At 66.6% G+C, this 24,915-nt stretch carries 17 protein-coding genes; 7 read left to right on the top strand and 10 right to left on the bottom strand.

Annotated features, from left to right (window positions below; genetic code table 11):
* Positions 1-119: 119 nt before the first annotated feature.
* From QZ634_RS16445 to QZ634_RS16410, 8 genes are all read right to left on the bottom strand, one after another.
* A complete protein-coding gene (locus tag QZ634_RS16445; protein WP_291990255.1) occupies positions 120-1,043 on the bottom strand; it encodes a fructosamine kinase family protein in 924 nt (307 codons plus the stop codon).
* 52 nt (positions 1,044-1,095) lie between these two features.
* Positions 1,096-2,523, bottom strand: coding sequence for a diguanylate cyclase (locus QZ634_RS16440; protein ID WP_291990253.1), 1,428 nt, complete (start codon positions 2,521-2,523; stop codon positions 1,096-1,098).
* Between the two features lie 194 nt (positions 2,524-2,717).
* Positions 2,718-3,773 (bottom strand): GGDEF domain-containing protein, encoded by a 1,056-nt coding sequence (locus tag QZ634_RS16435; RefSeq protein ID WP_291990251.1) that lies wholly within the window; start codon positions 3,771-3,773, stop codon positions 2,718-2,720.
* Between the two features lie 67 nt (positions 3,774-3,840).
* On the bottom strand, positions 3,841-5,952 hold the full coding sequence (locus QZ634_RS16430) for an EAL domain-containing protein (RefSeq protein WP_291990223.1): 2,112 nt from the start codon (positions 5,950-5,952) through the stop codon (positions 3,841-3,843).
* Entirely contained in the window at positions 5,939-8,686 is a 2,748-nt protein-coding gene (locus tag QZ634_RS16425; protein ID WP_291990221.1) for a response regulator, read from the bottom strand. Before QZ634_RS16425 ends, QZ634_RS16430 begins: the two co-directional genes overlap by 14 nt.
* A 91-nt stretch (positions 8,687-8,777) precedes the next feature.
* Positions 8,778-11,636: a response regulator gene (locus QZ634_RS16420; RefSeq protein WP_291990219.1), complete on the bottom strand. Its 2,859-nt coding sequence runs from the start codon at positions 11,634-11,636 to the stop codon at positions 8,778-8,780.
* Positions 11,637-11,670: 34 nt separating this feature from the next.
* A complete protein-coding gene (locus QZ634_RS16415) occupies positions 11,671-12,129 on the bottom strand; it encodes a rhodanese-like domain-containing protein (protein WP_043563082.1) in 459 nt (152 codons plus the stop codon).
* Between the two features lie 274 nt (positions 12,130-12,403).
* The gene (locus QZ634_RS16410; RefSeq protein ID WP_291990217.1) at positions 12,404-13,738 is read right to left on the bottom strand and encodes an MATE family efflux transporter; all 1,335 of its coding nucleotides are present in this window, start codon (positions 13,736-13,738) and stop codon (positions 12,404-12,406) included.
* Between the two features lie 151 nt (positions 13,739-13,889).
* Here QZ634_RS16410 and QZ634_RS16405 point away from each other — a divergent pair, with 151 nt between their 5' ends.
* The 4 genes from QZ634_RS16405 to QZ634_RS16390 are packed head-to-tail and all read left to right on the top strand — an operon-like array spanning position 13,890 to position 15,886.
* A complete protein-coding gene (locus QZ634_RS16405) occupies positions 13,890-14,423 on the top strand; it encodes a septation protein A (protein ID WP_291990215.1) in 534 nt (177 codons plus the stop codon).
* Positions 14,423-14,725 carry a YciI family protein gene (locus QZ634_RS16400; RefSeq protein WP_291990673.1) on the top strand — a complete coding sequence of 101 codons (303 nt, stop codon included), beginning with the start codon at positions 14,423-14,425 and terminating at the stop codon, positions 14,723-14,725. The genes QZ634_RS16405 and QZ634_RS16400 overlap by 1 nt, the downstream gene beginning before the upstream one ends.
* A complete protein-coding gene (locus QZ634_RS16395; protein WP_291990213.1) occupies positions 14,722-15,039 on the top strand; it encodes a BolA family protein in 318 nt (105 codons plus the stop codon). The genes QZ634_RS16400 and QZ634_RS16395 overlap by 4 nt, the downstream gene beginning before the upstream one ends.
* A 58-nt stretch (positions 15,040-15,097) precedes the next feature.
* The gene (locus tag QZ634_RS16390) at positions 15,098-15,886 is read left to right on the top strand and encodes a peptidyl-prolyl cis-trans isomerase (protein WP_043563088.1); all 789 of its coding nucleotides are present in this window, start codon (positions 15,098-15,100) and stop codon (positions 15,884-15,886) included.
* 135 nt (positions 15,887-16,021) lie between these two features.
* On the opposite strand, the gene purL is transcribed toward QZ634_RS16390, so the two are convergent.
* The gene (gene purL / locus QZ634_RS16385) at positions 16,022-20,062 is read right to left on the bottom strand and encodes a phosphoribosylformylglycinamidine synthase (protein WP_291990211.1); all 4,041 of its coding nucleotides are present in this window, start codon (positions 20,060-20,062) and stop codon (positions 16,022-16,024) included.
* A gap of 240 nt (positions 20,063-20,302) precedes the next feature.
* Positions 20,303-21,022, bottom strand: coding sequence for a hypothetical protein (locus tag QZ634_RS16380; RefSeq protein WP_291990209.1), 720 nt, complete (start codon positions 21,020-21,022; stop codon positions 20,303-20,305).
* 304 nt (positions 21,023-21,326) lie between these two features.
* Here QZ634_RS16380 and QZ634_RS16375 point away from each other — a divergent pair, with 304 nt between their 5' ends.
* Genes QZ634_RS16375 through QZ634_RS16365 form a run of 3 tightly spaced genes read left to right on the top strand, consistent with a single transcriptional unit; the run spans position 21,327 to position 24,660 of the window.
* Entirely contained in the window at positions 21,327-22,238 is a 912-nt protein-coding gene (locus QZ634_RS16375) for a histone deacetylase (protein ID WP_291990207.1), read from the top strand.
* A gap of 9 nt (positions 22,239-22,247) precedes the next feature.
* Positions 22,248-23,759, top strand: a complete 1,512-nt coding sequence (locus tag QZ634_RS16370) for an NAD(P)H-hydrate dehydratase (RefSeq protein ID WP_291990205.1) — start codon at positions 22,248-22,250, stop codon at positions 23,757-23,759.
* A complete protein-coding gene (locus QZ634_RS16365) occupies positions 23,749-24,660 on the top strand; it encodes a DMT family transporter (RefSeq protein WP_291990203.1) in 912 nt (303 codons plus the stop codon). The genes QZ634_RS16370 and QZ634_RS16365 overlap by 11 nt, the downstream gene beginning before the upstream one ends.
* Positions 24,661-24,915: the final 255 nt, after the last annotated feature.

Genomic DNA, 24,915 nt, shown 5'->3' with positions numbered 1-24,915 from the left:
CGGCAGGAAGGCATCTGCTGGCGCGCGCGGCAACACGGGTCGACCGCGGGGTGCCCGCTGTGGCGGTCATCTCGGCAATCGCCGCCCGTGCACTGCCTGCGACTGCGCGCCGGTGCCGATCAGTGGCCCGTTTCGGCCAGCAGCGCAGCGAGCATTGCTTCGGCTTGTCGCCGGTAGCCGCCGCCGAACAGATTCAGGTGGTTGAGTATGTGGTACAGCTGGTACAGCGTTCGCCGTTGTCGGTAGCCGCCGGGTACCGGCCAGGCCTCGCGGTAGGCGGCGTGGAAGCGCTCCGGGAAGCCGCCGAAAAGTTCGCTCATCGCTAGGTCGCATTCGCGGTCGCCGAAATGGACGGCCGGGTCGAAGAGCGCCAGAGTGCCCGCCTCGTCGATGGCCGCGTTGCCGGACCACAGGTCACCATGCAGCAGGCTGGCGGGTGGCTGATGATCGACGAACAGCACGCCGAGAGTGTCGGCCAGCCGCTCGCCGTCGGCGATCAGTCGGCCGCCGTAGCCCTGAGTTCGCGCCAGGTCGAGCTGTGGCCGCAGCCGCTGCTCGGCAAAGAACGCCGGCCAGTCTGCATGCCCGGTGTTGACCTGCGGCGTGCTGCCGATGAAGTTGTCGCGCGGCCAGCCGAACTGCCGGCCGCTGATGCGGTGCAGTTCGGCCAGCGAACGGCCTGCCGCCGCCACCTCCTCTGCTTCGCGCAGGCCGTGCATGCGCAGGTGCTCGAGGACCAGGTAGGCCTGTTCGCCGGCGATGCCGTGGCCGACGACACGCGGCACGCGCAGCGCCGGGCAGGCGGCCAGTGCCTGCAGGCCGTCGGCTTCGGCGACGAACATGCCGAGGAGACTGGCGTCATTCAGCTTGACGAAGCAGCGCCGCCTGCCGCTCACCAGCAACAGCGTGCGCGAGATCGAACCGCCGCCAATCGGCGTGATGGCGTCGATGCCGGCTGGCGGCCGTTCGCTCCCACTGTCGCTGGCAATCAGCTCGCGCAGCGCGGCGCCCAGCGCTGCATCGATGGCCAAGCTCGATTTCATGTCGATCCCTTTGCCATCGGCGCGCGACCTGCCCGCAGCGCCGTTGCCAGCGTCAGCCGGCGAATGTCGCCTTGCGCTGCAGGTGGTCGAAAAACTTGCGGTCGGCACCGAGCAGGTGTTTGGTGACCACATCGTGGGCGAGGAACTGAAAGATCTCACCAAGGCCCTGCTTTCCGGCGCGGTAGCTTTCGCCCATGCTGAGCGACTGCGCGATCAGCTGCCGATGCATGGCGACGTGCGCCGCGGCGCCAGGAAAGCCGGCGGCGACGAAAACGGCCTCCTCTTCGGCGAAGTGCTGCCGGACGTTGGCCAGCAAGCGATCGACCAGCGCATTGACCTCGTCAGCGCTACGCTCGGAAAGAATCGCCGCGAGCAGGTCGTTGGCGTTGGAGAACAGTTGCCGATGGCCGCCATCGATTGTTTCGTTGCCGCATTCGTACGCCGAACGCCAGATCAGTTGTACGAAATTGGTGGCGGCGCCTTCTCCGGTGCCCAGGGGCTTTTCCGCTTCAGGCGCCAGCTGGACCTGATTGCGACCTTGTGCCTTGGCCCGGTAGAGCGCTTCGTCGGCACGCTGGAACCACTCGCCCCAGCTCTCCCCGGCGTCGCATTCGGCGACGCCGACGCTGACGGTCAGCTGCCCGACCTGCGGGAAACTCGTTTTGCCCACCTGCGCACGCAAGCGTTCGGCCAGCCGTCTCGCGGTCGCCCGGTTGGTGTCGGGACAGAGGATGACGAATTCCTCGCCGCCCCAGCGGGCCAGCGAGTCGGCGCCGCGAAGTCCGCCTTGCAGCAGGGCGGTCACTCGCTGCAGCACCTCGTCGCCGGTGGCGTGACCGTAGCGATCATTGATCGCCTTGAAACAGTCGATGTCGAAGAGCAGCAGGCTCAGCGGGTGCTGGTAGCGTTCGAAGCGCTCCATTTCACGGCGTACGCAGTCTTCCAGCCGGCGCCGGTTCCACAGGCCGGTCAGTTTGTCAGTGCTGGCCAGCTGTTCGAGCTCGGCGACCGTCTGCTGCAATTCCTGGTTGGCCTGTTGCAGGCGATCGAGAGTTTGCAGCAGGCTGTCGGGCGCTTGCTGCGGCGAGCACGCATAAACCAGCGAAGCAATCGCCTGCAGCATCCGGGCTTGGTCGAGGACCGGCAGTTCGAGCCAGAGATAGCGAGCGCGCCGAGCGTCGACCGCCAGCTCGACCTCCTCGGCAGCGGCTGTCGCCCCGGCGAGGATGCGCTGATCGGCGCGCGCCAGTGCGGTCAGTACGTCGACGGGCAGAAGCTCGCTGTCCGACTTTCCGAGCACTGCCCTGCTGCCCTGGGAAAGCAGTTGTTCCAGCGTCTGGTTGGCGGCCCGGTACGATCCATCCAGCGCTTTGACGCCGAAACCGACGGCGCACCCGGTATTCATCAGCACAGCCAGCAGCCCGGCCATCGGGACGACGCCGTCCCTGGTCGCGTCGTGCAGCATGTCGTCTTCGATCATCGCTGGCTCATCCCCCGGTGGCTTGGCGCCTGCGCGAGAGGACCGCGGTGCGACGCCAGTTTCGTTGCTTGCTGGCGCGCGAGTATACGAGCTTCGCCGCTGCTAACCAAGGGTCGCGCAACGCACAGTGACCGAGCGCCGCCGATGCCTGGAGTGAGTGCCGTTGGCGCGGGCGGCGAAGACGTGCCGGGAGCTCACTTGCTGACCGCTTCAGGCTGCGGGCGCGGTGCCAGATTGACGCGATTGCGACCCTGCGCCTTGGCGGCGTAGAGCGCCTGATCGGCGCGGGCAATGAGGTCGGCGGCCGACTCGCCGGCGACGTAGTCGGCAATACCGATGGACACGGTGATGTTGCCGATGAAGGTCTGGTTGTTGCTGCCATTCTTGATCCGGCTGGCAGCGACCAGCGCGCGCAAGGCCTCGGCGAGCCCGACCGCGCCACCGCGCGGCGTGTGTGGCAGGATGACGGCGAACTCCTCGCCGCCATAGCGGGCGGCAGTGTCCTTGCCTTTCACGTTGGCGCGCAGCATTTCGCCGACACCGGCGAGCACCTTGTCGCCGAACAGGTGACCGTGCGCGTCATTGAGGCGCTTGAAGCGGTCCAGATCGATCATCAGCAGACACGGCCCGGGGCCAGCGGGGGCATCCTGTTGCAGGCAGGCACTCAGGGCCAGATCGAATCCCTTGCGGTTGGCCAGTCCGGTCAAGCCGTCGACCAGGGCCTCTTCGCGGGCGCGCGCGACCTCCCGGCGAAGTTCCTGCCCTTCGCGCCTGCTCTCCTCCAGGCGCTCGTGCAGGTCACTGATCGCCTTCTGCATTTCGCGTGTGCCGCGCAGGATGTCGGCGAGACCGGGTGGCGGCTCCCCCTTGGCCGTTGCCGGGCGCTGCAGAGTCTCTCCCCAGCGTTCGAGCGAGTCGCCGTAGTGCGAGGCCTGATCGCCGGCGTGGGTCGCCGAGTCGGCAACCTGGTCGACCAGATGACCGACGCTGGCACCGATGCGTAGCGCCGTTTTCGCGTCCAGGTCGGCGACGTGCTTGTAATACAGCGCGCAGGTGGCGGCGTCATCGAGCTTGCCTTCACTCTTGATCCGCGCGTCGAGCGCGATCTGCAGGTCGCGATTGATTCCCGACACGTATTCGTACCAGATCGCGTAGCTGAACGGATGCAGTCCGGCGTCCTGCTGACCCATGCGCTTCACCACCTGGCGCAGGAACTCGGCGCTTTGCGCGAAAGTGTGCTCGTATCTCATTATTGGTCTCTCTTGTCCTGGTGGTCTGCAAGCCGTTCCTGCCCAGTCGTTTGCCTGCCGGGGCTACTCATGGCGGCAGCCTTATGCTGCCGTGCCGCAGCAGTTGCTCGACCTCGTCGGGCGGCCGCGGTCGGCTGAACAGATAGCCCTGGATTTTCTGACAGTTGGCCCGGCGCAGAAAGTCGAGCTGGGCGCGTGTTTCGACGCCTTCGGCGATCACTTCCAGCCCGAGGCTGTGGGCCATGGCGATGATCGCGGTGGTGATGCCCGCATCGTCGGCGTTGCCGGGCAGGCCACGGACGAAGCTCTGGTCGATCTTCAACATGCCGATCGGAAAGCGCTTGACGTAAGACAGCGACGAGTAGCCGGTGCCGAAATCGTCGATCGAGAAATGCACGCCGAGTGCGCGCAGACGATGGAAGCCGTCGATGCGCCGGGCCTCCGGTTCCATCAGGATGCTCTCGGTGAGTTCCAGTTCGACCTGCCCGGGTTCAATTCCCGTCTCGGCGATGATCGCCGCGACCGAGCCCAGGAAATCGTGCGCGCGCAATTGACGGGCCGAAACGTTCACCGCCACGCGCGGCGTCGCCAGACCCGTCGCCTGCCAGTTGCACAACTGCCGGCAGGCAGTGCGCAACACCCAGTCCCCGATGGCGACGATCAGGCCGCTGTCCTCGGCGACGGGAATGAACTGGGCCGGTGAGACGACGCCGTGCTCCGGGTGCTGCCAGCGAATCAGCGCCTCGAGACCGACGATAGTGCCGTCGTCGGCGCGTACCTGCGGCTGGTAGAGGAGGTGGAACTCGTCGCGCTCCAGGCCCTTGCGCAGGTCGTTCTCGAGCCGGATGCGGGCCATCGTTTCGGCGGTCAGCGACTTGTTGTACAGCTGCCAGTTGTTGCGACCCTGGTCCTTGGCGTGATACATCGCCGTATCGGCGTGTTTGAGCAGTGCCGCAGCGTCGTCGCCGTCTTCGGGGAAAATGGCGATGCCGATGCTGGCGGTGACGGTAATTTCCTGCCCGCCGATCCTGAAAGGCCGGCCGAGCAGCGCCTGCAGGCGCTCGGCAACCATGCTCACCGTTTGCGTGCCGTCGAGGTCGGGGAGGACGACCGTAAACTCGTCGCCGCCCAGCCGCGCGAGGTGCAGGCCGGCTTCTTCCAGTGCCGGCCGGGTGACCAGGTCGCCGGCGCGCAGCTTCTCCTTCAGGCGTGCGGCGACCGCCTGCAGGAGATAGTCGCCGGCGCTGTGCCCGAGGGTGTCGTTGACCCGTTTGAAGCCATCGAGATCCAGGAACAGCAAGGCCACCTGGCGCTTGGCGCGGCTCGCCCGCAGCAGCTCCAGGTCGAGCTTTTCGAGAAAACTCTCGCGGTTCGGCATGCCGGTCAGCGTGTCGAAGTACGCCAGACGCCGTATCTTCTCCTCGTTGAGCTTCTGCAGCGTAATGTCACGCACCACCATGACCACTGTTTCCGGACCACTCGGTGCGATGCGCCCTTCATAGTGATGGATGCCGTCGGGCATCGACAGCTTGTACACCACCGATTGCAGATCGCCATACTCGCTGGCGCGCTCGACGCCACGCAGAATGATCTCGGCCACGTCGCCCGGCAGGACCTCCGACACCTTGCGGCCGAGGAAGTCGTTCGCCGGGACGTAGGGCTCGGCGCCGAAACCCGCCTTGTAGTCGAGGTGGACGCCGTCGCGATCCATCAGGAAGATCATGTCCGGCATGGCACGCACGATCGCCGCCTGTTTCTCCTCCAGCTCGCGCAACTGCCGGGCTTCCTGCGCCGAGCGCAGCACGTAGCGCGCACGGTGGCCGAGAATCGGCCAGTTGATCGGCTTGGAGATGAAGTCGCTGGCGCCCGACTCGTAAGCCTGGTTGATCGACTCGATATCGTCCATTCCGGTGACCATGATGACCGGCACTTCGCTCATGTCCCAGCGTTGGCGAATGTGTCGGCAAACGGCGAAGCCGTTCACTCCGGGCATGTCGACGTCGAGCAGGATCAGGTCGGGAGGCTGTCCGGTCAGCAGTGCCAGCGCCTCTTCGCCGTCGGCCGCGACGCTCACCTCGAAGTCGAACTGGGTCAGCGTTTCCTGCTCGAGCATGCGCATCACGTGGTCGTCGTCGACGATCAGCGCCGTCGGTCGTCTGGGCTCCTCAGGCGGGGTCATGGTCTGTCCTCTTGCCAATGATCGTCGCCAGCGAGGCGAGTACGCGTGGAGCCTCGAATTCTACCTCCTGCAGGAGTGGTTTTGCGCTGAGCAGGGTTTCTTGGCGAGTGACTGCTTCGAGTTGCCTGCACAGCGTTGTCAGATACTCGGCGCCGACATTGGCGCTGCTTGATTTCAGCGCGTGCGCGGCCTTGCGCAAGGCTTGGGCGTCGCAGGCTGCGGCGGCCGCCTGCATCTGGGCAAGACGGGGTGGCGTATCGGCCAGGTAGGCATCGATCACCTTGCCGAGCAGCATGGCGCCATGGGGTCCCGGCAGGCTGCGGATGGCATCGAGCGCTCGCCCGTTGATCCGACATGGAGTGTCGGTGGCTGTCGACGACGCGGCAGGGGGGCTCGGCGGGCTCGGCAGCGAAGGCTTGGCTGCGGCGGTGGCCGTTTTTCCCGGCAGCCAGCGCCGCAAGGCGGTGGCCAGGTGCGCATGCGTGAACGGCTTGCTCAGGTAATCGTCCATCCCCGCCGCCAGGCAGCGTTCGCGGTCACCTTCGACGGCGTTGGCGGTCAGCGCGACGATCGGGAGATGGTCGCGCAGCAGGCCCTCGCGCTGGCGAACGCGGATTTGCGCCGTCGCTTCGAAGCCGTCCATTTCGGGCATCTGGCAATCCATGAGGACGAGATCGAAAGCTTCGTTGATCAGGCGATCGAGCGCGATCTGGCCGTTGTCGGCCAGGCTGTAGGCGACGCCGAGCGATTCGAGCATGGCGCCTGCCACCGCCTGGTTGACCGGGTTATCCTCGGCGACCAGTACCCGCCCGCTCAGCTGCAGCGGCGCGATCCTGGCGGCCGGTGGCGGCGATAGCGGCCGCGCGGCAGCGGGAGGCTGCGCCTGGCGCGCGAGGGCGGTGGCCAGCGCAGCGTGGAGATCGGACTGGCGCACGGGCTTGCTCAGGGTGTGGTCGATGCGCGCGCGGTACCGATCCGGATGATCGGTGGCGACGCTGACCGAAGAGAGCATGAGCACTGGCAGGCTTGCCCAGCGCGCATCGCTGCGGATCGCGCGCGCCAGCTCGAAGCCGTCCATGCCGGGCATGTGCTGATCGAGGATCAGCAGATCGAAAGGCTGCCCGGCGGCCTGAGCGAGTTTCCGTAGCGCTTGCTGCCCATCGGCGACAGCGGTGTGGTGCATCGACCAGCCAGCTAGGTGGTGGGCGAGGATCTCGCGGCTGATCGCGTTGTCATCGACGACCAGCACGCTGCGGCCGGCGAGGTGATCGGTCCTGTTCGAGATCGCCTGCGCGGCGAGCTCCTGCTTGCGCAGCGGAATCTCGAACCAGAACAGCGTGCCGTGGCCGGCTTCGCTGAGCAGCCCGATCTGCCCGCTCATCAGCTCGACCAGGTGTTTGGCGATGGCCAGCCCGAGGCCGCTGCCGCCAAACTGCCGGGTCGTCGAGCTGTCAGCCTGGACGAAGGCGTTGAACAGCCGGGCTTGTATTTCCTCGCTGATACCGACGCCGTTATCCTGGACTTCGAACCGGAAACGCGCCTGCTGCGGGGTTTCGTTGACGACCTTGACGCTGATGACAACGTCGCCGCGGCTGGAGAACTTGACGGCATTGCTCATCAGATTGGTCAGAATCTGGCGCAAGCGACCGGGATCGCCGCTGACTGCCACTGGCAGCTCGTGGGGCACGCTGCAGACCAGTTCGAGGCCCTTGGCCTCGGCGGGTCGGGCGAACAGGCAGCCGATGTCCTCGATCAGGTGGCGGAGGTTGAAGTCAATGCTTTCGAGTTCGAGCTTGCCAGCTTCGATCTTCGAGAAATCGAGAATGTCGTTGATGATCGCCAGCAGGTGCTCGCCGGACTGATAAACGGCGTCGGCGAAGCGCTGTTGCTGCGCGTCGAGCTTGGTTCGGCGCAGTAGTTCGGTCATCCCGAGAACGCCGTTCATCGGCGTGCGAATCTCGTGGCTCATGGTCGCCAGAAACTCGCTCTTCGCCCGGCTGCCGGCTTCGGCCGCACTGCGGCCGGCAGCGGCTTCTGCCAGTGCGTCGGCGCGCTCGATCTCGCCAACGATGATCTTCCGGGTCGTCACATGTGCCGTGTAGGCGGTCAGGCCGAGGGCGACGACGGCGCCCCATACCGCAAGGCCGACGAGTGACTCCAACTGCTCGCCAGCGGCAAACAGGAGCGTGCCGATCGGAGCGAGTGCCGTGAAGATGAAGGCGAGGACCGAAGGAAGATGGGAGGCCAGCGAATTGCTGGCCACAGCGGTCACGGCAATCACCCACACGACGAGAAAGGCGGTCTGCAAGCCGTTCGCGCCCTGGTGCAGGAAGAGGATGCTGAACGACCAGGTCGCCGCCGCTGCCACTGCACCCATGAAGAAGCGCCGTGTCCACACCGGTGTGGCCTCGTCTGGCGGATTCGCGTACCGGTGCCCGTACCAGAGCGCCAATCGACAAAGGTTGACGCCCACGATCAACAGCGTGATCAGCAGCAGGCTGGCGGCCGGGAAGTAGGGAACCAGCAGGCCGCCGAAGGCAAGGGTCACGACAATCGACAGCAGCGCCGAAACCCTCATTCGCGAGTAGCCGACACGCAGCAGCTGTGCCTGGACGCGCTGGTCGCGATTCCCCGGGATCCGGTCTTCCGCGATGCTCGATGCGGGGCGTGGTCGCCCGGCCGGATCGGACGCTGTCGTCGCTTGCACGGATGACGCTGTCGGGAGTCGGGTCATGGTCTTGAGTCCACCGGTAAACGAATGGCGTAGCCCCGAGGAGGGCGCTGCCGCTGCGCGCGCGCAACTTTCTTGAGAACGCGCACGGCGATCACAATTCCTGCTCAGCGAGTACATGTTCGGCGGGCCGCGTCCGCTCGTTCCTCAGCGCCGCCAGGGTCCGTGCCAGTTCCTCTTCCGCCGCCGAGAGCAGCGTTTCCACGCCGGCGGTGCTGCCTTTTTGGCCGATTGCTTCGAGTTCCCTGCACAGCCCTGCGAGCTGCTCGGCGCCGACGTTGGCGCTGCTGGATTTCAGCGCGTGCGCGGCCTTGCGCAAGGCTTCGGCATCGCCCGCGTCGGCGGCGGCCCGCAGGTGCTCGAAACGTGGCGGGGTGTCTGCCAGATAGGCGGCGATCACTTTCTGGACCAGCAAGGCGCCGTTTGGTCCCGGCAGTCGGCGGATGGCGTCGAGCGCGCGCGGGTTGAGCGGCCCGTCGCTGCTCCCGGCCGCGTCCTCGTTGGGGGGGGCGGGCGGTCTCTGGGCCGCCGCCGCCGGCGCGGTGGTCGCGGCGTCGGCGCTTGCCGGCGGCAGCCAGCGCTGCAAGGTTGCGAGCAGGCGCTCGCGCGAGAACGGCTTGCTCAGGTAATCGTCCATCCCCGCCGCCAGGCAGCGCTCGCGGTCACCGTCGACGGCGTTGGCGGTCAGGGCGATGATCGGCAAGTCGCCGCGCAGGCGGCCGTCACCCTGCCGGGAGCGGATTTCGGCCGTGGCCTCGAAACCGTCCATTTCGGGCATCTGGCAATCCATCAGCACGAGGTCGAAAGTGTCCTGCTGCAGTCGTTCGATCGCCCGGCGGCCGTTGTCGGCCAGGCTGCAATGCAGCCCCAGCGACTCGAGCATGGCCGCCGCCACCTGCTGATTGACCGGGTTGTCTTCGGCCACCAGAACCCGACCGCACAGCTTCGCGGGCAGTTCGTCGGCGCGCGCCTGCGCTGAAGGCAGGGACAGGGACTGCGCCGACGTGCCGGTCGGCGTCTGTTGCGACATCGCCGTGGCGATCGCGTCGTAGAGATCCGACTGGCGCACCGGCTTGGTCAGGTAGTAGTCGATCGGTGCCTGCCGCCGGCGCACCTGATCGCTGCCGACGCTGACCGACGACAGCATCACCAGCGGCAAGCCTTGCCAGCGGGCTTCTGCCTTGATCGCCTGGGCGAGCGTGAAACCGTCCATCTCGGGCATGTGCAGATCGAGGATGGCGAGGTCGAAAGGCTCGGCGCTCGCTTGCTGCAGGGTCTGCAGCGCCTCGCGTCCGCTGCCCGCGTCGGCCGCGTGCATCGACCAGCCGGCGAGCTGGTGGGCGAGGATCTCGCGATTGGTGGCGTTGTCATCGACGACCAGCACGCGCAAGCCGCTCAGGCGTTCGGCCCTATCGACCACGGCGCGCGCCTGCGCATCCTGCTTGAGCAGCGGGATCTCGAACCAGAAAAGCGTGCCGTGCCCGGGCTCGCTGTGCAGGCCTATTTCGCCCTCCATCGTCTCGACCAGGCGCCTGGCGATGGCCAGGCCCAGGCCGCTGCCGCCGTACTGGCGGGTGGTCGAACTATCGGCCTGGATGAAGGCGCTGAACACGCGCTCCTGCGCCTGCGCGTCGATGCCGATGCCGCTATCCTCGACTTCGAAGCGGAAGCGGGCCTGCGCGGGGGTCTCTGCCAGCAGGGTGAGGCGAACGACGACCTCGCCCTCGGCGGTGAACTTGATCGCGTTGCTGACCAGGTTGGTCATGATCTGGCGGATACGCACCGGGTCGCCGCGCACCGCCACCGGCAGGTCGTGCGGCACGCTGCAGACCATCTCCAGACCCTTGGCCTCGGCCGCCTGGGCGAACAGGCAGCCGACGTCCTCGATCAGCTGGCGGAGGTTAAAGTCGATGCTTTCGATCTCCAGCCGACCGGCTTCGATCTTCGAGAAATCGAGGATGTCGTTGATGATGTTCAGCAGATGCTCGCCGGACTGGTAGACGGCGTCGGTGAAGCGGCGTTGCTGGGCGCTGAGCGTCGTGCTGCGCAGCAGTTCGGTCATCCCGAGAATGCCGTTCATCGGCGTGCGGATCTCGTGGCTCATGGTGGCCAGGAATTCGCTCTTGGCGCGGCTGCCGGCTTCGGCCAGGTCCTTGGCGTGACGCAGTTCGGCGGTGCGCAACTCGACTTCGTTTTCGAGGACGTCACGGTGCGCGGCCAGGCGCTGGCCGCGATCCTCGATCTGTTCGAGCATGACGTTGAACCCCCTGGCCAGGGCGCCGATCTCGTCGTTTGACGCGACCGCCGCGCGGGCGCCGTAGTTGCCGCCCTGCGACACCTCGCTCATGGCTCCGACGAGGCTCGAGATCGGCCGCATGATGCCGCGGTAAGCCCAGACGAAGGTCGCCAGCAGAGCGATGGCCATGAACACCACACCGGCGGTTGCGAGACCCCTCAGGCGGTCTGCCTCGGCCACAGCCGACGCCCTGGCCGAGACGCGCAGCTCGTCGAGCTCGGCGCTCAACCGCTGGGCCTGGGTGATCAATCTGCCAAAGGCGATCATCGCTTCGTCGTTATCGGGGCCCGGCAGTCGAATCGCCAGAAAGCTGTCGACGCCATCGCTGAATTCTCGCCAACGGGGCTGCAGGACACTTTTCAGTTGCGCCTGCTGCGCGGGGTCATCGCTTTGCGCGATCAATGTCGGCCATGTTCTGGCGACCCTGTGCATGCTCTCGGCAACCAGCCGCCGGGCGGCAGCGGTGCCTTCGGTGAGGACCGTCTCGTCGAGCCCGCGCAAGGCCAGCTGCAGGCTGATGAACTGCTCGGCAGCGGTATCGGCCATTGCCGATTTGTTCTCGATGCTTCCGTAGCCGTGCACCACTGCCGCGATCAGAAAGCTGACCAAGGCCAGTGAAAGCAGGACGATACTGAGCAGCCGGGCGCGTAGTGTCATGGGTGCCTTCGCCATTGACGGCGTGTCGCGCCGGCTATTCGACCGCCAGACCCAGCGCCGTCCAGCCGGCGAAACCCTCGCGCATCCAGAGCACGTTCCGGTATCCCGCCCTGGCCGACAATACGGCCGCCTTGTACGACTTCCAGCCTTGCGGGCCATGGCTGTAAATGACGATCGTGGCGTTCTTGTCGGCGGGCAGCTTGCTGAGGTCGAAGGAGTCCTGCGACGCGTCGAAATCGGCTGCGAACTCGCTTTTTTCCTTGTAGGCGAGAAGGGTCGCGCCAGGGACGTGGCCCTTGCCGAAGTTGAGCGCGTTGCGGGTATCGAAGACGCGGGCTGCTTTCGTCTCGAGCAAGATCCTGGCCTCGTCGACGGAGATGATCTTTGCGTGACTGATGGTGGTCGGCGTTTCCGGCCTCGAGTCGACCGCAGCGCTCGGCGTGCTGGCGAGGGTCAGGGCAACGACGAGGCTCAGTAACAGTCTGGTGAACATCGGGATTTCTCCTGCAAGGGGTCAAGAAAGCATTGCGCGGCCATGGTCTTGCCGCGATTCAGGTCATGAAACGGCAATCCGAGCGGAAACTTTATGGCTCGACCCAGTGTTCCGCCCCTTCGCTGCCGGATTGGCCCGCGGCAGTGCATCGCGCGGACTCGGACGATCCCCACTCCTTGCCGCAGGAAGATGCTCGCTCGGCGAGACCGTCGAGCTCGCCGTACAGGGACTCGACGACTGCCGTCGCTTCGCCCGCGCCGAACGCGGCCGCAGGCTACTCCTCCACCCACTGCAGCGCGCGCCGCAGCAGGGTGCTGAGCAGGATCGATGCCAGTACCAGGCCCAGCAGGGAGGCCAGCCAGAAGCCGGCTGCCCCGAGCGGTCGACTGCCCGTGAAGGCCAGCACCCAGCCGCCGCCGAGGCCGACGCCCCAGAAGCAGACGATGTGCACCAGCATGGGAATGAAGGTAATCCGGTAGCCGCGCAGCGCGTGCGCGGCGATCGTCTGCACGGCGTCGAAAAGCTGGTAGAAGGCGACGTAGCCGAGCAGGCCCAGGGCCACGGACTGTACCGCGGGGTCGTCGCTGTAAGCGGCGGTCAGCGGCACGGCGAGCAGCCAGAGCAGCCCGCCGAGCAGCGTCGACAGGACGCCGGCGAGCAACAGGCCGGCCGTTGCCGAAGCCTGCGCGCGTGGCCAGTCGCGTGCGCCGGCGTTGTAGCCGACCTGCGCCAGAGTGGCAATGGCCAGCGCCAGCGGCAACATGTAGCAGAGAGCGGCGAGGTTGGCGACGATGCGGTGACCGGCGACCACCGTCGCCCCGAGTTGGGCGATGAACAGCGCCATCAGCGTGAATGAGGAAATTTCGACAAAGTTCGAGAAGCCCATCGGCACGCCGAGGCGCAGCAGTTCAGTCAGCGGGCGGCGGCGCGGCGCCTGCCAGTTGGCGAGTGGCTGGTAGGGCTGCAGTGCCTTGGCGAACATCAGGTAGCCGGCCGCGGCGAGCATCGAGAACCAGCCGACGACGGCGTTCGAGATGCCGCAGCCGAGGACGCCGAGCGCTTCGCCACCCCAGCGCCCGGTGACCAGAAGCCATGCCAGCAGCGCGTGCAGCAGCGTGCTGGCGATGCTGATGACCAGCAGCGGGCGGGGCTTGCCAAGCGCGTTGCAGAAGGCGTGGAAAGTCCGGTAGATGAGCGCCGCCGGCAGTCCCACGGCGAGCAGGCTCAGGTAGGCGCGTGCTTTCTTCTCGACGCCCGGGTCGATTCGCGAGAGCGCGAACAGCGGCTCGGGGTGGAGCAGAACGAGAATGCCCGGGACGGTCAGCAGCAGCGCCAGCCAGAACGCCTGTTGCAGGGCGCCGGCGATCTCGTTCTCCCGGCCGGCGCCACGCCGGTGGGCGACGCATGGCGCGACGGCCTGCAGGATGCCGGCGAAGGCAAACAGCACCGAGATGTAGATGCCGCCGCCGACGGCCACCGCCGCCAGGTCTTCGGTCCCGTAGTGGCCGAGCAGGGCGGTGTCGATGACCATCATGCCCATCGACGTCAGCTGCGCGATCAGCATTGGTGTCGCGTGCGCGACAATCAGGCGGGATTGTTGGGCGAGCATCGGTGGTCAATACGACGGGGCCACCAAGGCTACCCGATTTTCCTGGCGTGCGCGTCGGGCGCTGCCGTGAACGGCCGCACGGCATTCTCGAAAATGGACAGCAGCGCGGCAAATCGGCCATAATCAGCGGATATTTTTGCGGCTCGTCCTGATGAAGTTCCTCTTCGACCTCTTCCCCGTCATCCTTTTTTTCGTTGCTTACAAGGTCGCCGACCTCTATGTCGCCACCGGAGTGGCAATCGTCGCCACTTTTGCGCAGATCGCCTGGTTGCTGTTCAGGGGCCGCAAGATCGACACCATGCTCTGGGTCAGCCTGGCGGTGATCACCGTCTTTGGCGGCATGACCCTGCTCCTGCATGATGAAGCGTTCATCAAGTGGAAACCGACCATCCTCTACTGGGCGTTTGCCTTGACCTTGCTCGGCGGCGTGCTCTTTCGCCGCAAGAACCTGATTCGCATGCTGATGGCCGGACAGATGGATCTGCCCGACGCTGCCTGGGACAAGCTGAACTGGGCGTGGATGGGATTCTTCGTTTTCATGGGAATCGTCAATCTCCTGGTCGCCTTCAACTTTTCGACTGACGACTGGGTCAACTTCAAGCTCTTCGGCGCCACTGGCCTGACGCTGGTCTTTGTGCTCGCACAGGGCTTGCTGTTGTCGAAACATATCGAGGAAAAGGAATGATGCTTTACGCCATCGTCGGCGAAGACCGCCCGGATTCGCTGGCCGACCGGCTCGCGGCCCGGCCGGCGCACGTCGCCCGTCTGAAGGCGCTGGAAGCAGAAGGCCGCCTGCTCCTGGCCGGCCCTTTTCCGGCGATCGACTCTCCGGACCCCGGGCCAGCCGGTTTCTCGGGAAGCCTGATCGTCGCCGAGTTTTCCTCGCTCGCAGCGGCGCGCGCGTGGGCTGACCTTGACCCCTATGTGGCCGCCGGCGTTTACCAGTTGGTCTCCGTCAAGCCGTTCAAGAAAGCCCTGCCGGCGTGAGCGATCAGCACGCTGCCGGTGCTGCTGCCGACAGGGAAGGGGTCATCCAGCAGAGGCTGGCGGTTCTGACACCACTACGTAGCGAGCTGATCGACGACTCGGCTCGGCACGCCGGTCACGAAGGGGCCCGTGGCGGCGGCGCGCACTATCGCCTGCTGATCGTTTCGCCCGCTTTTGTCGGCCACAGCCGTGTCGCCAGGCACCGCATGGTTCATGACGCTCTTGGCGATCTGATGCGTAGTGCGATTCACGCACTGAGCATCAGGGCGCTGACCCCCGACGAAGCTGCCTCGACGTCTGCGGTCAACTCCTGATCAGGCTTGTTTCACCAATCCACAAATCGAATCTCACTCCAACAGAAGGAAGACAGACATGCACAAACTCACCAAGCTGGCTAGCGCGCTGCTGCTCGGCGCAATGATTTCCCTGCCGGCGGTCGCGGCCAAGGGCGGTACCCTGGTGACCGTAAACGGCGTCGCCATTTCCGATAACGTTGCCGGCGCCTTCCTGGCCGAACAGGAAGCACAGGGGACACCCGCGACGCCCGAGTTGAAGAACGCGATCAAGGAAGAACTCATCCGCCGCGAGTTGCTCGCCCAGGAAGCCAAGAAAATGGGCCTCGACAAGCAGGCCGACGTCGCTGCGCAGGCCGATCTGGCACGGCAGGCGATCTTTATCCGCGCCTTTATCCAGGACTACATCAAGAAGCATCCGATCAGCGACGAGCAGGTCAAGGCCGCGTATGACCGCGTCAAGGCCCAGATGGGTGGTACCGAGTACAAGGTGCGCCATGTGCTGGTCGAAAACGAAGAGGACGCCAAGCTGATCATCGTCAAGCTCAAGAAAGGCGAAAAATTCGAAGACCTGGCCAAGCAGTCGAAGGATCCGGGGTCACGCGAGAAAGGCGGCGACCTCGGCTGGAGCAGCCCGGCCAACTACGTCAAGCCTTTTGGCGACGCGGTCACCGGGCTGGCCAAGGGCAAGTACACCGAAACGCCGGTGAAGACCGATTTCGGCTATCACGTGATCCTGCTCGAGGACAGCCGCCCGCTGACTCCGCCGCCCTTCGACCAGATCAAGCAGCAACTGGCGCAACGCTTGCAGCAGGAACAGATCCAGAAGCTGGTCATCGATCTGCGCGCCAAGGCGAAGATTCAGTAACTCGACTCTGTAGTACGCAATGAGAAAAGGCGCCGGCAAAGCCGGCGCCTTTTTCAATTCTGGCAGCCATCTGAAAGTGATGACGAACTGGCCCGCGGTGGCCATTCGGGCATCTCTACATACACCAGTCCTGCATTAGCCAACCCAGCTCCGCGCGTTGCGGAACATCCTTAGCCAGGGCGAATCGTGCCAGCCGCGCGCGTCCCAATCGGCCGGGCGCCACGACATCTGGACGCTGCGAAAAACACGTTCGGGGTGCGGCATCATGATCGTGAAACGGCCGTCCGCGGTCGTAACACCGGTGATGCCGGCCGGCGAGCCGTTCGGGTTGTCCGGATAGCGCTCGGTTGGCTGCCCGGCCGGATCGACGTAGCGCATGGCCACCAAAGCGCTTGCCTGCTGCCCAGCCGACGCGAAGACAGCGCGCCCCTCGCCGTGTGAGACGACCACCGGCAAGCGGCTGCCGGCCATGCCGGCAAAAAAGGCGGACGGCGAGTCGGGCACTTCGACCAGCGAAAAGCGCGCCTCGAACTGCTCGACGCGGTTGCGCTCGAACCGCGGCCAGGCGTCGGCGCCGGGGATCATCTCCTTCAGCGCACTCATCATCTGGCAGCCGTTGCAGACGCCGAGGGCGAAGCTGTCCGGGCGGGCGAAGAAAGCCGAGAAGCTGTCGCGTGCGCGCGCGTTGAAAAGGATCGTCCGCGCCCAGCCCTGGCCGGCGCCGAGGACGTCCCCGTAGGAAAAGCCGCCGCAGGCGACGGCGCCCTTGAAATCGGCGAGTTCGACACGGCCGGCGAGGATGTCGCTCATGTGTACGTCGATGGCGGCGAAGCCGGCGCGATCGAAGGCGGCGGCCATCTCGACGTGCCCGTTGACGCCCTGTTCGCGCAGAATCGCGACGCGCGGGCGCGCCCCGCTGTTGATCATCGGCGCGGCAATATCGTCGCCCGGATCGAAGCTCAGGGTCACCGAAAGGCCGCTGTCGGCACTGTCGAGGATGCGGTCGTAAGCCTGCTGCGCGCATTCCGGGTTGTCACGCAATTGCTGCATGCGGAAACTGGTCTCCGACCAGGCGCGTTGCAGTTCGACGCGCGGTTCGGCGAGCACTGCCTTGGCATTGCGGATGATGCGCACCTGGTCCCAGGGGTTGGGCGAACCGATGAACTGGCTGCAGGCGCCGAGCCCGGCAGCCCGCAGAATATTCATCACCTGGCTGCGCTCGGCGCGGCGAATCTGCAGCACCGCGCCGAGTTCCTCGCTGAACAGCGCGCGCATCAGCAGCTCGAAGGAACGTCCGCCGAGCAGATCGGGCCGCTTCTCGTTGCCATCGACGTCGTTGATCAGCGGGTCGTAGCACAGGCTGTCGGTGTCGATCGAGACGCCGCAGTGCGCGGCGAAGGCCATTTCGCAGACGGTGGCGAAGAGGCCGCCGTCGGAGCGGTCGTGGTAGGCGAGCAGCAGATCGCCGGCGGCCAGCTTGCGGACGGCGCCGAAGAAGGCGACCAGGCGGGCCGGGTCGTCGACGTCCGGTGCTTCGCTGCCGGTGGCGTTGAACACCTGCGCCAGCGCCGAACCGCCGAGGCGGTTGCGGCCCGCGCCGAGGTCGATCAGCAGGAGGTCGGTCTCGCCGGCGTCGAGTACCAGTTGCGGGGTCAGCGTCCGGCGGGCATCCTGGACGCGCGCGAAGCCGGTGACGATCAGCGACAGGGGCGAGACGACCTGTTTCTGCTCACCCGCTTTTTCGTCGCCGCCTTCCTGCCACGCGGTACGCATGGACAGTGAATCCTTGCCGACCGGGATGGCGACGCCGAGTTGCTGGCAGAGGTCGGAAACCGCGCGCACGGTGTCGAACAGGCGCGCGTCTTCGCCGGGGAAACCCGCGGCAGCCATCCAGTTGGCCGACAGCTTGACGTCGCCGAGCGCGGCGATGTCGGCGGCGGCGATGTTGGTGATCGCTTCGCCGACGGCCATGCGTCCGGAAGCGGGTGCGTCGAGCACCGCCAATGGCGTGCGTTCGCCGATCGCGAAGGCTTCGCCGAGGTAGCCGTGAAAGGCCATCAGCGTCACCGCCACGTCGGCGCAGGGCACCTGCCACGGGCCGACCATCTGGTCACGCGCGGTCAGTCCGCCGACGCTGCGGTCGCCGATGCTGATCAGGAACGTCTTGTCGGCGACCGCCGGCAGGCGCAGCACACGACCGGCCGCTTCCCTGAGATCCACCGCGGTGGCGTCGAAAGGCACGCCCAGCGGCGGCAGGTGCGTGGCGCTGCGCGTCATCCGTGGCGGCTTGCCGAGCAGCGCGTCCATGTCCATATCGACGGGCTGGTTGCCGAAGTGGCTGTCGGCGACGACCAGGCGCTTCTCGTCGGTGGTTACGCCGACGACCGCGAAGGGGCAGCGCTCGCGTGCGCAGAGCGCCGTGAATTCGGCCAGGCGATCGGGTGCGACGGCCATCACGTAGCGTTCCTGCGCTTCGTTGCACCAGATTTCGGCCGGCGACATTCCCGGCTCCTCGATGTTCACCGCACGCAGCTCGAAGCGCGCGCCGCAGCCGGCGCCGTGCGCCAGTTCGGGCAAGGCGTTGGAAATGCCGCCGGCGCCGACGTCATGCAGCGAGAGAATCGGATTGCCGTCGCCGGCCGCTGAGCCATCGCCAGCGGGGGCGCCCATCTGCCAGCAGCGGTCGATGACTTCCTGCGCGCGGCGCTGGATTTCCGGGTTGCCGCGCTGTACCGACGCGAAGTCGAGGTCGGCGGCGTTGCTGCCGGTGGTCATCGAGCTGGCCGCTCCGCCGCCGAGGCCGATCAGCATGCCGGGACCGCCGAGCTGGATCAGCAAGGTGCCTGCGGGCAGGGTTTCGGACTTGAACGACTGGCTGGCGGCGATGTTGCCGACGCCGCCGGCGATCATGATCGGCTTGTGGTAGCCGCGCAGCAGTCGCCCTTGAGGACTGTCGGCGCTCCCCGTGAACTGCTCGTAGGTGCGGAAATAGCCGGCCAGGTTCGGGCGGCCAAATTCGTTGTTGAAGGCGGCGGCGCCGATCGGCCCCTCGAGCATGATGGCCAGCGGCGAAGCGATGCGTGCCGGTCGGCCGTAGGCGGCCGATTCGGCTTCCCAGGGCTGCATGGCACCGGGGATGTTGAGGTTGGAGACCGAGAAACCGCACAGGCCGGCTTTCGGTTTCGAGCCGCGGCCGGTCGCGCCTTCGTCGCGAATCTCGCCGCCGGAACCGGTCGCCGCGCCCGGAAATGGCGAAATCGCCGTCGGGTGGTTGTGCGTCTCGACCTTGGCCAGGATGTGCGTCAGCTCCTCGTGCCAGACGTAGCGACCATCCGCGCCGGGGTGGAACAGTGGCACGGTGGCACCTTCGATGACCGAAGAATTGTCCGAGTAGGCAACGACGGTTCCCGCCGGGTGCGCCGCGTGCGTCTCGCGAATCATTCCGAACAGCGTCTCGCTGCGTTCCTGCCCGTCGATCACCCACGAGGCATTGAAGATCTTGTGCCGGCAGTGCTCCGAATTGGCCTGTGCGAACATCATCAGCTCGACGTCGCTGGGATTGCGCTGCCCCTTCAGGAAAAGGTCGACGAGGTAATCGACTTCGTCGTCCGAAAGCGCCAGTCCCAGGCGCACGTTGGCTTCGGCCAGCGCGGCGTGACCGCCGGCGAGCAGATCGACGCTGGCCAGTGGCTGCGGTGGAAAGTGGCGGAAGAGGTCGGCGGTCTGCGCGAAGTCGTCGAGCACCGTTTCCAGCATGCGGTCGTGGAGCAGGGCGGCGACCGTTGTGCGCTCGGCTGCCGACAAGCGGCGCTTGCCGGCGTCGACCCGGAAGGCAACGCCGCGTTCGATGCGCTCGACGGCGCGCAGGCCGCTGTTCCAGGCGATGTCGGTGGCCTTCGACGACCAGGGCGAGATGGTGCCGACGCGGGGGGTGACCAGGAAGAGTTCGCCTTCGCCGTCGGTGGACTGCGCGGCCTGTTCTTCGAGCAGTTCGGCGAGTTGGCGACGCTCATTCTCGCCGAGTGCGCTGCGCAGGGCGACGAAGTGCCAGTAGTCGGCAGCGGCGACGCGCATCCCGGCGACGCCGGGCACGGTGGCAGCGACACGCTGCTGCAGACCCTGCAAACGGAAAGACGAAAACGCGGTGGCACCGCGGAGAAACAGGATATCGGCCATGGCGGGCGGGCTGCAGAGAAGGGCAGGCAAGGCTGCGCGGAAGGGAAGCCAGGAAAGACCGGCGAGGAGCCGCGATTATAGCCGACCGCAGCGCTGCCCCGACGGTCGTGCGCTTGCCGGCGGGGCTGCGGGAGGTCCTGCCATGCCCCGCCGATCGGAGCGAGACGAGGCGCCGGGAAGACCCTGTCGCGGCCGACCCAGGTCGCTTGCGCGGGCTCCGGCTGCCTGCCAATTCGGCTGCTAATTCGTCTGCGGATTGAGCGCTCTGTCCGGCCAGTAGCGCGATCCGGTGAGCTTGGCCTCGACTTTCCAACCGTTGTTGGTCAACACGAACACGGCCTTGCCTTCGTTGAAACGCAGCGCGAACTGATCCTTTTGCTCACCGGCCATGGTGCCCACCTCGGCGGCGGCATCCAGGCCCCGGGCAATGAATTTCTCGAGCTCGGCGCCGTTCTCGAAGAGGATTACCACATGCGACGCGAAGCCGCCGAGACCGAAACTGAGGCTGCCGCCGGTGGTCGCCATCTTCATATAGACGCGGGCATCGCTGTCGGCGTCGACCGCAACCCCTCGCCCGTAGCCGGCGACGAGGTAGAAGCTTGCTTCGCGCTTGTCGAATACCGCGTAGCCGGCGCTGCGATCGAACAGGTCGCGGCTATCCGCTTTCTCCGCGAACAGCCGCGCCAGCGTCCTTCTCGCCATCGCATCGAGCTTGGCACGCGTCGCTTCGGGCGTCGCCTCGTCTCCCAGGCTTTCCGTGGTGCCATCGACGCTCTCCTTGAGCGCTTCGGTGGCCTTGCCCGCGACTTCTCCGGCGGCGTCGACCGCACTTCCCGTCGTTTCGCCGACCGCACTGGCTGCCCTGGCGGCGCCTGCCTTCAGGCTGTCGAATGAAATCTGGGCGTTTCCGATCGTTGGCGTGATTACGAGAAACAGCATGCATAGAGCGGGGATGTGCATCGTCAGGCAACCTCTAACAAAAAGTGTAATCCGAAATAATCGCCAATGTCATTTCTAGTCACCACCATTGGCGCGCAAGTCGGGGTCTTGACCCTTGCTCAGGGGCACAAGTTCAAACTGTCGAGGTGCCTTCCCTGCGTCAAGATCACCTGAGCAACCGGGGCCGCTCCCGCGGCACGTCCCCGATTTTCCCCGCGGCGGTCGGGATGCACCCGGGACGAGCCCGATTCATCGGGCGATCTCCAGCGGCCCGTGGCAACCCACGTCGGCTAGAATCGGGCTGCTTTTCCCGTTGGCCGTCCTCGTGAAACTCTTCTATACCGACACCTTTGTCCTGCCGCTGCCCGCCGGCCATCGTTTTCCGATGGAAAAGTACGCGCGACTGCGCGAGCGCTTGCGTGCTTCCGGCGCCTTTGATCACGGCGACTTCGAGACCCCGGAGGCCGCCACGACCGAAGAGCTTTGCCGCGCCCACGACGCGGCTTACGTCGCGCGGGTGAGCGCGGGGGAATTGAGCGCTGCCGAGGTGCGGCGCATCGGCTTTCCGTGGAGCACGGGCATGGTCGAACGGTCGCGGCGTTCGGCGGGGGCGACGATTGCCGCCTGCCGGGCGGCGCTGAACACCGGCTGCGCGGTCAATCTGGCGGGCGGGACGCACCACGCGCATGCGGCGCATGGCGAGGGATTCTGCGTTTTCAACGACGCGGCGGTGGCTGCCCGCACGCTGCAGGCCGAGGGTCTGCTGCGGCGCGTCGCGGTGATCGACCTTGACGTCCATCAGGGAAACGGCACGGCGAGCATCTGTGCCGATGACCCAGAAATTTTCACTTTTTCGATGCACGGCGCGCGCAATTTCCCTTTTCGCAAGGCGAGCAGCGATCTCGACATCGAATTGCCCGACGCGACCGGCGATGCGGCGTACCTCGCGCAACTGGCGGGCGCGCTCGAACGTGTCTTCGCGCTCGCCCGTCCGCAACTGGTGATCTACCTGGCCGGCGCCGATCCCTATCATGACGACCGTCTCGGGCGCCTGGCGCTGAGCTTCGCGGGCCTCGCGGCGCGTGACGAAATGGTGCTTGCCGCCTGCCGCCAGCGCGCTGTCCCGGTGGCCATCGCCATGGCCGGCGGCTACGCACGCGACATCGACGACACGGTGCGCATCCACTGCCAAACGGTGCTTGCCGCGCGGCAGATGTTCAATCCTCTTCTGGGCTAGTATCCGACGATGACCACACCGATCCGATCCGAACCGCTTTATCGCGCCGCCGACTTGCGGCGCATCGAGGCCGCCGCCGCCGCACAACCGCTGATGCAGCGTGCCGGTGAGGCGGCAGCCGACCTGGCCACTTCGTTGTCACGTTTCGAAGGCGGCGCGGTGCTGATTCTCGCCGGCCCGGGCAACAACGGCGGCGACGCTTTCGTTGCCGCTCGCCACTTGCGCCAGCGCGGCTTCGCAGTGAGCGTCGTTTTTCTCGGCGAAATCAGTCGCTTGCCAGAGGACGCCGCCGCCGCGTATCGGGATTTCGACGACGACGGCGGCAGTGCGCTGCAGGCCATTCCTTCCGGCCCACGCTGGTCGCTGATCGTCGATGGCCTGTTCGGGATTGGCCTGCAGCGCCCGGTCAGCGGTCCCTTCGCCGAACTGGTGACGGCGGCCAACGCGCTGGCGTTGCGCCACCATTGTCCGCTGCTCGCCCTCGACTGCCCGAGTGGCCTCGACGCCGATACCGGCAGACGCTGTGGCGAGACGATTCGTGCCAGCCACACGATCACCTTCATCGCCGGCAAGCCGGGATTGTTCACCGGCGACGGTCCGGAGTACTGCGGCAGCATCACCCATGCGGCGCTCGATCTGCATGCCGAGCGCCTGGCGCCGCCCAGCGCGCGCACCATTGGCAGCGATCTTTTTGCCGCCTGGTTGCGTCCGCGCGCCAAGAACACGCACAAGGGCAGCTTCGGCAACGCCGGCGTGCTTGGCGGTGCGAGCAGCATGGTCGGCGCCGTCTTTCTCGCCGGACGCGCGGCGCTGAAGCTGGGTAGCGGTCGCGTTTATCTCGGCCTGATCGATGCACGGGCGCCGGCGCTCGATCCACTGCAGCCGGAGCTCATGTTGCGCCGCCCCGAGGCGTTGCTGGCCACCGCGTTGAGCGCGCTCGCCTGTGGCCCGGGAATGGGCGGCAGCGACGAAGCGTGCGAGCTGCTGCTGCGCGCCTGCGCCCTGGAGCTGCCGCTGCTGCTCGACGCCGATGCGCTGAACCTGCTGGCCAGAGAGGCGCGATTGCAGGAAGCGGTGCGCGCGCGCGCGCACCGCGGCGCCGTGACGCTGCTTACGCCGCACCCGACCGAGGCCGCGCGCCTGCTCGCCGGCGACACCGCGCAGGTGCAGGCGGATCGCGCGGGTGCGGCGCTCGAACTCGCCAGCCGGTATCAGGCACTGGTGGTCCTGAAAGGCTGCGGCACGATCGTCGCCGCGCCCGACGGGCGCTGGTTCGTGAACACCACCGGCCATCCGGCGCTGGCCACGGCAGGCACCGGCGATGTCCTCAGCGGCATGATCGTCGCCCTTCTCGCGCAGGGCTGGCCGGGGCTGGAAGCCTTGCTCGCCGCCGTACACCTGCACGGCGCCGCCGCCGAGGAGCGGGTTACCAGCGGCTGCGGGCCGGTCGGGCTGACCGCCGGCGAGATCATCGACAGCGCTCGCCTGTGTCTCAACCACTGGATTGCGCATGGCCGTTAGCCAGGCGGGCCAGGCTGCTCAGGTCAGCCTGGCTGGCGAGGGCGGCGCGCCGCTTCGCCTGCACGCCGCCCTGCTCTTCCTGGCGGCGCTGCTCCTTTTTGCCGCGCTCGACGCAACCGCCAAACACCTCAGCGTCTATCTCGCCGTACCGCTGCTCGTCTGGGCGCGCTACCTCGTGCACCTGGTGATCATGCTGGCGGCCGTCGCGCCAAGCATGGGGCGTCGGCTGGTCGTCACCGGGCGGCCGTGGCTGATGAGCCTGCGTGGCCTGACGCTGGTCGCCGTTACGCTGCTCGGTCAACTGGCGTTGAAGACGCTGCCGCTCGCCGAAACGACGGCGCTGATCTTCGTCGCGCCGCTGCTCGTGGCGCTTCTCGCCGCGCCGCTGCTCGGCGAGAAGGTACGGTTGCGCACCTGGCTGGCGACGATCGCCGGTTTCGTTGGCGTGTTGCTCATCGCCCGCCCCGGCGGCAGCCTGTTCGGTCCCGGCGTGGCGTACGCGCTCGGCGCGGCGCTGAGCTACGCCGCTTACCAGATTCTGACCCGCAAGCTCGCCGCCACAGAGCATCCAATGCGTCTGCTGTTCTACACCGCCTTGCTCGGCACGCTGGCCATGCTGCCCGCACTCCCGGTCTATTGGGATGGAATCTGGCCGACGCCGACGCAGAGCCTGCTGATCATCTCGCTCGGTCTCTACGGCGGCATCGGTCACTTCCTGCTGATCCGCGCCTTCCACGAGACTTCGGCCTCGCTGCTCGCGCCGCTGATCTACACCCAGCTGGTCTGGGCGACGCTGCTCGGCTGGCTGGTCTTCGACCATTTTCCGGACTTGCTGACCGTCGTCGGAATGATGGTCATCGGCGCGTCGGGGCTCAGCCTGGCGATTCGCGGTCCGCGCTGATTGCCTGACTGCGCGCCCGCTGGCCAGCGCGGGATTTCTCGACTGCGCTCGCGATGACGGCTGTGGCGCCCGCGCCGGTCATGCGAGCGGCTTGACCACCAGCACGCTTGGCCTAGAATCAGGAGCAGCCCTGGGCTACAGGAACGTGATGTCAAGGTGATCGGGCTGTCGCGAGCCGTCGGCGGCGAGGCAGGGGGTCGCGGGGCGGCAGAGAACCGCCACGCCTGGGTGTCGAATCGATCCAAATCATTCAAC

Origin of the sequence: Candidatus Accumulibacter sp. ACC007 (assembly GCF_907163205.1) — a bacterium.
Classification (GTDB): Bacteria; Pseudomonadota; Gammaproteobacteria; order Burkholderiales; family Rhodocyclaceae; genus Accumulibacter; species Accumulibacter regalis.
Note: the sequence above shows the minus strand (reverse complement) of the source record. Positions and strands in the feature narration are given on the sequence as shown.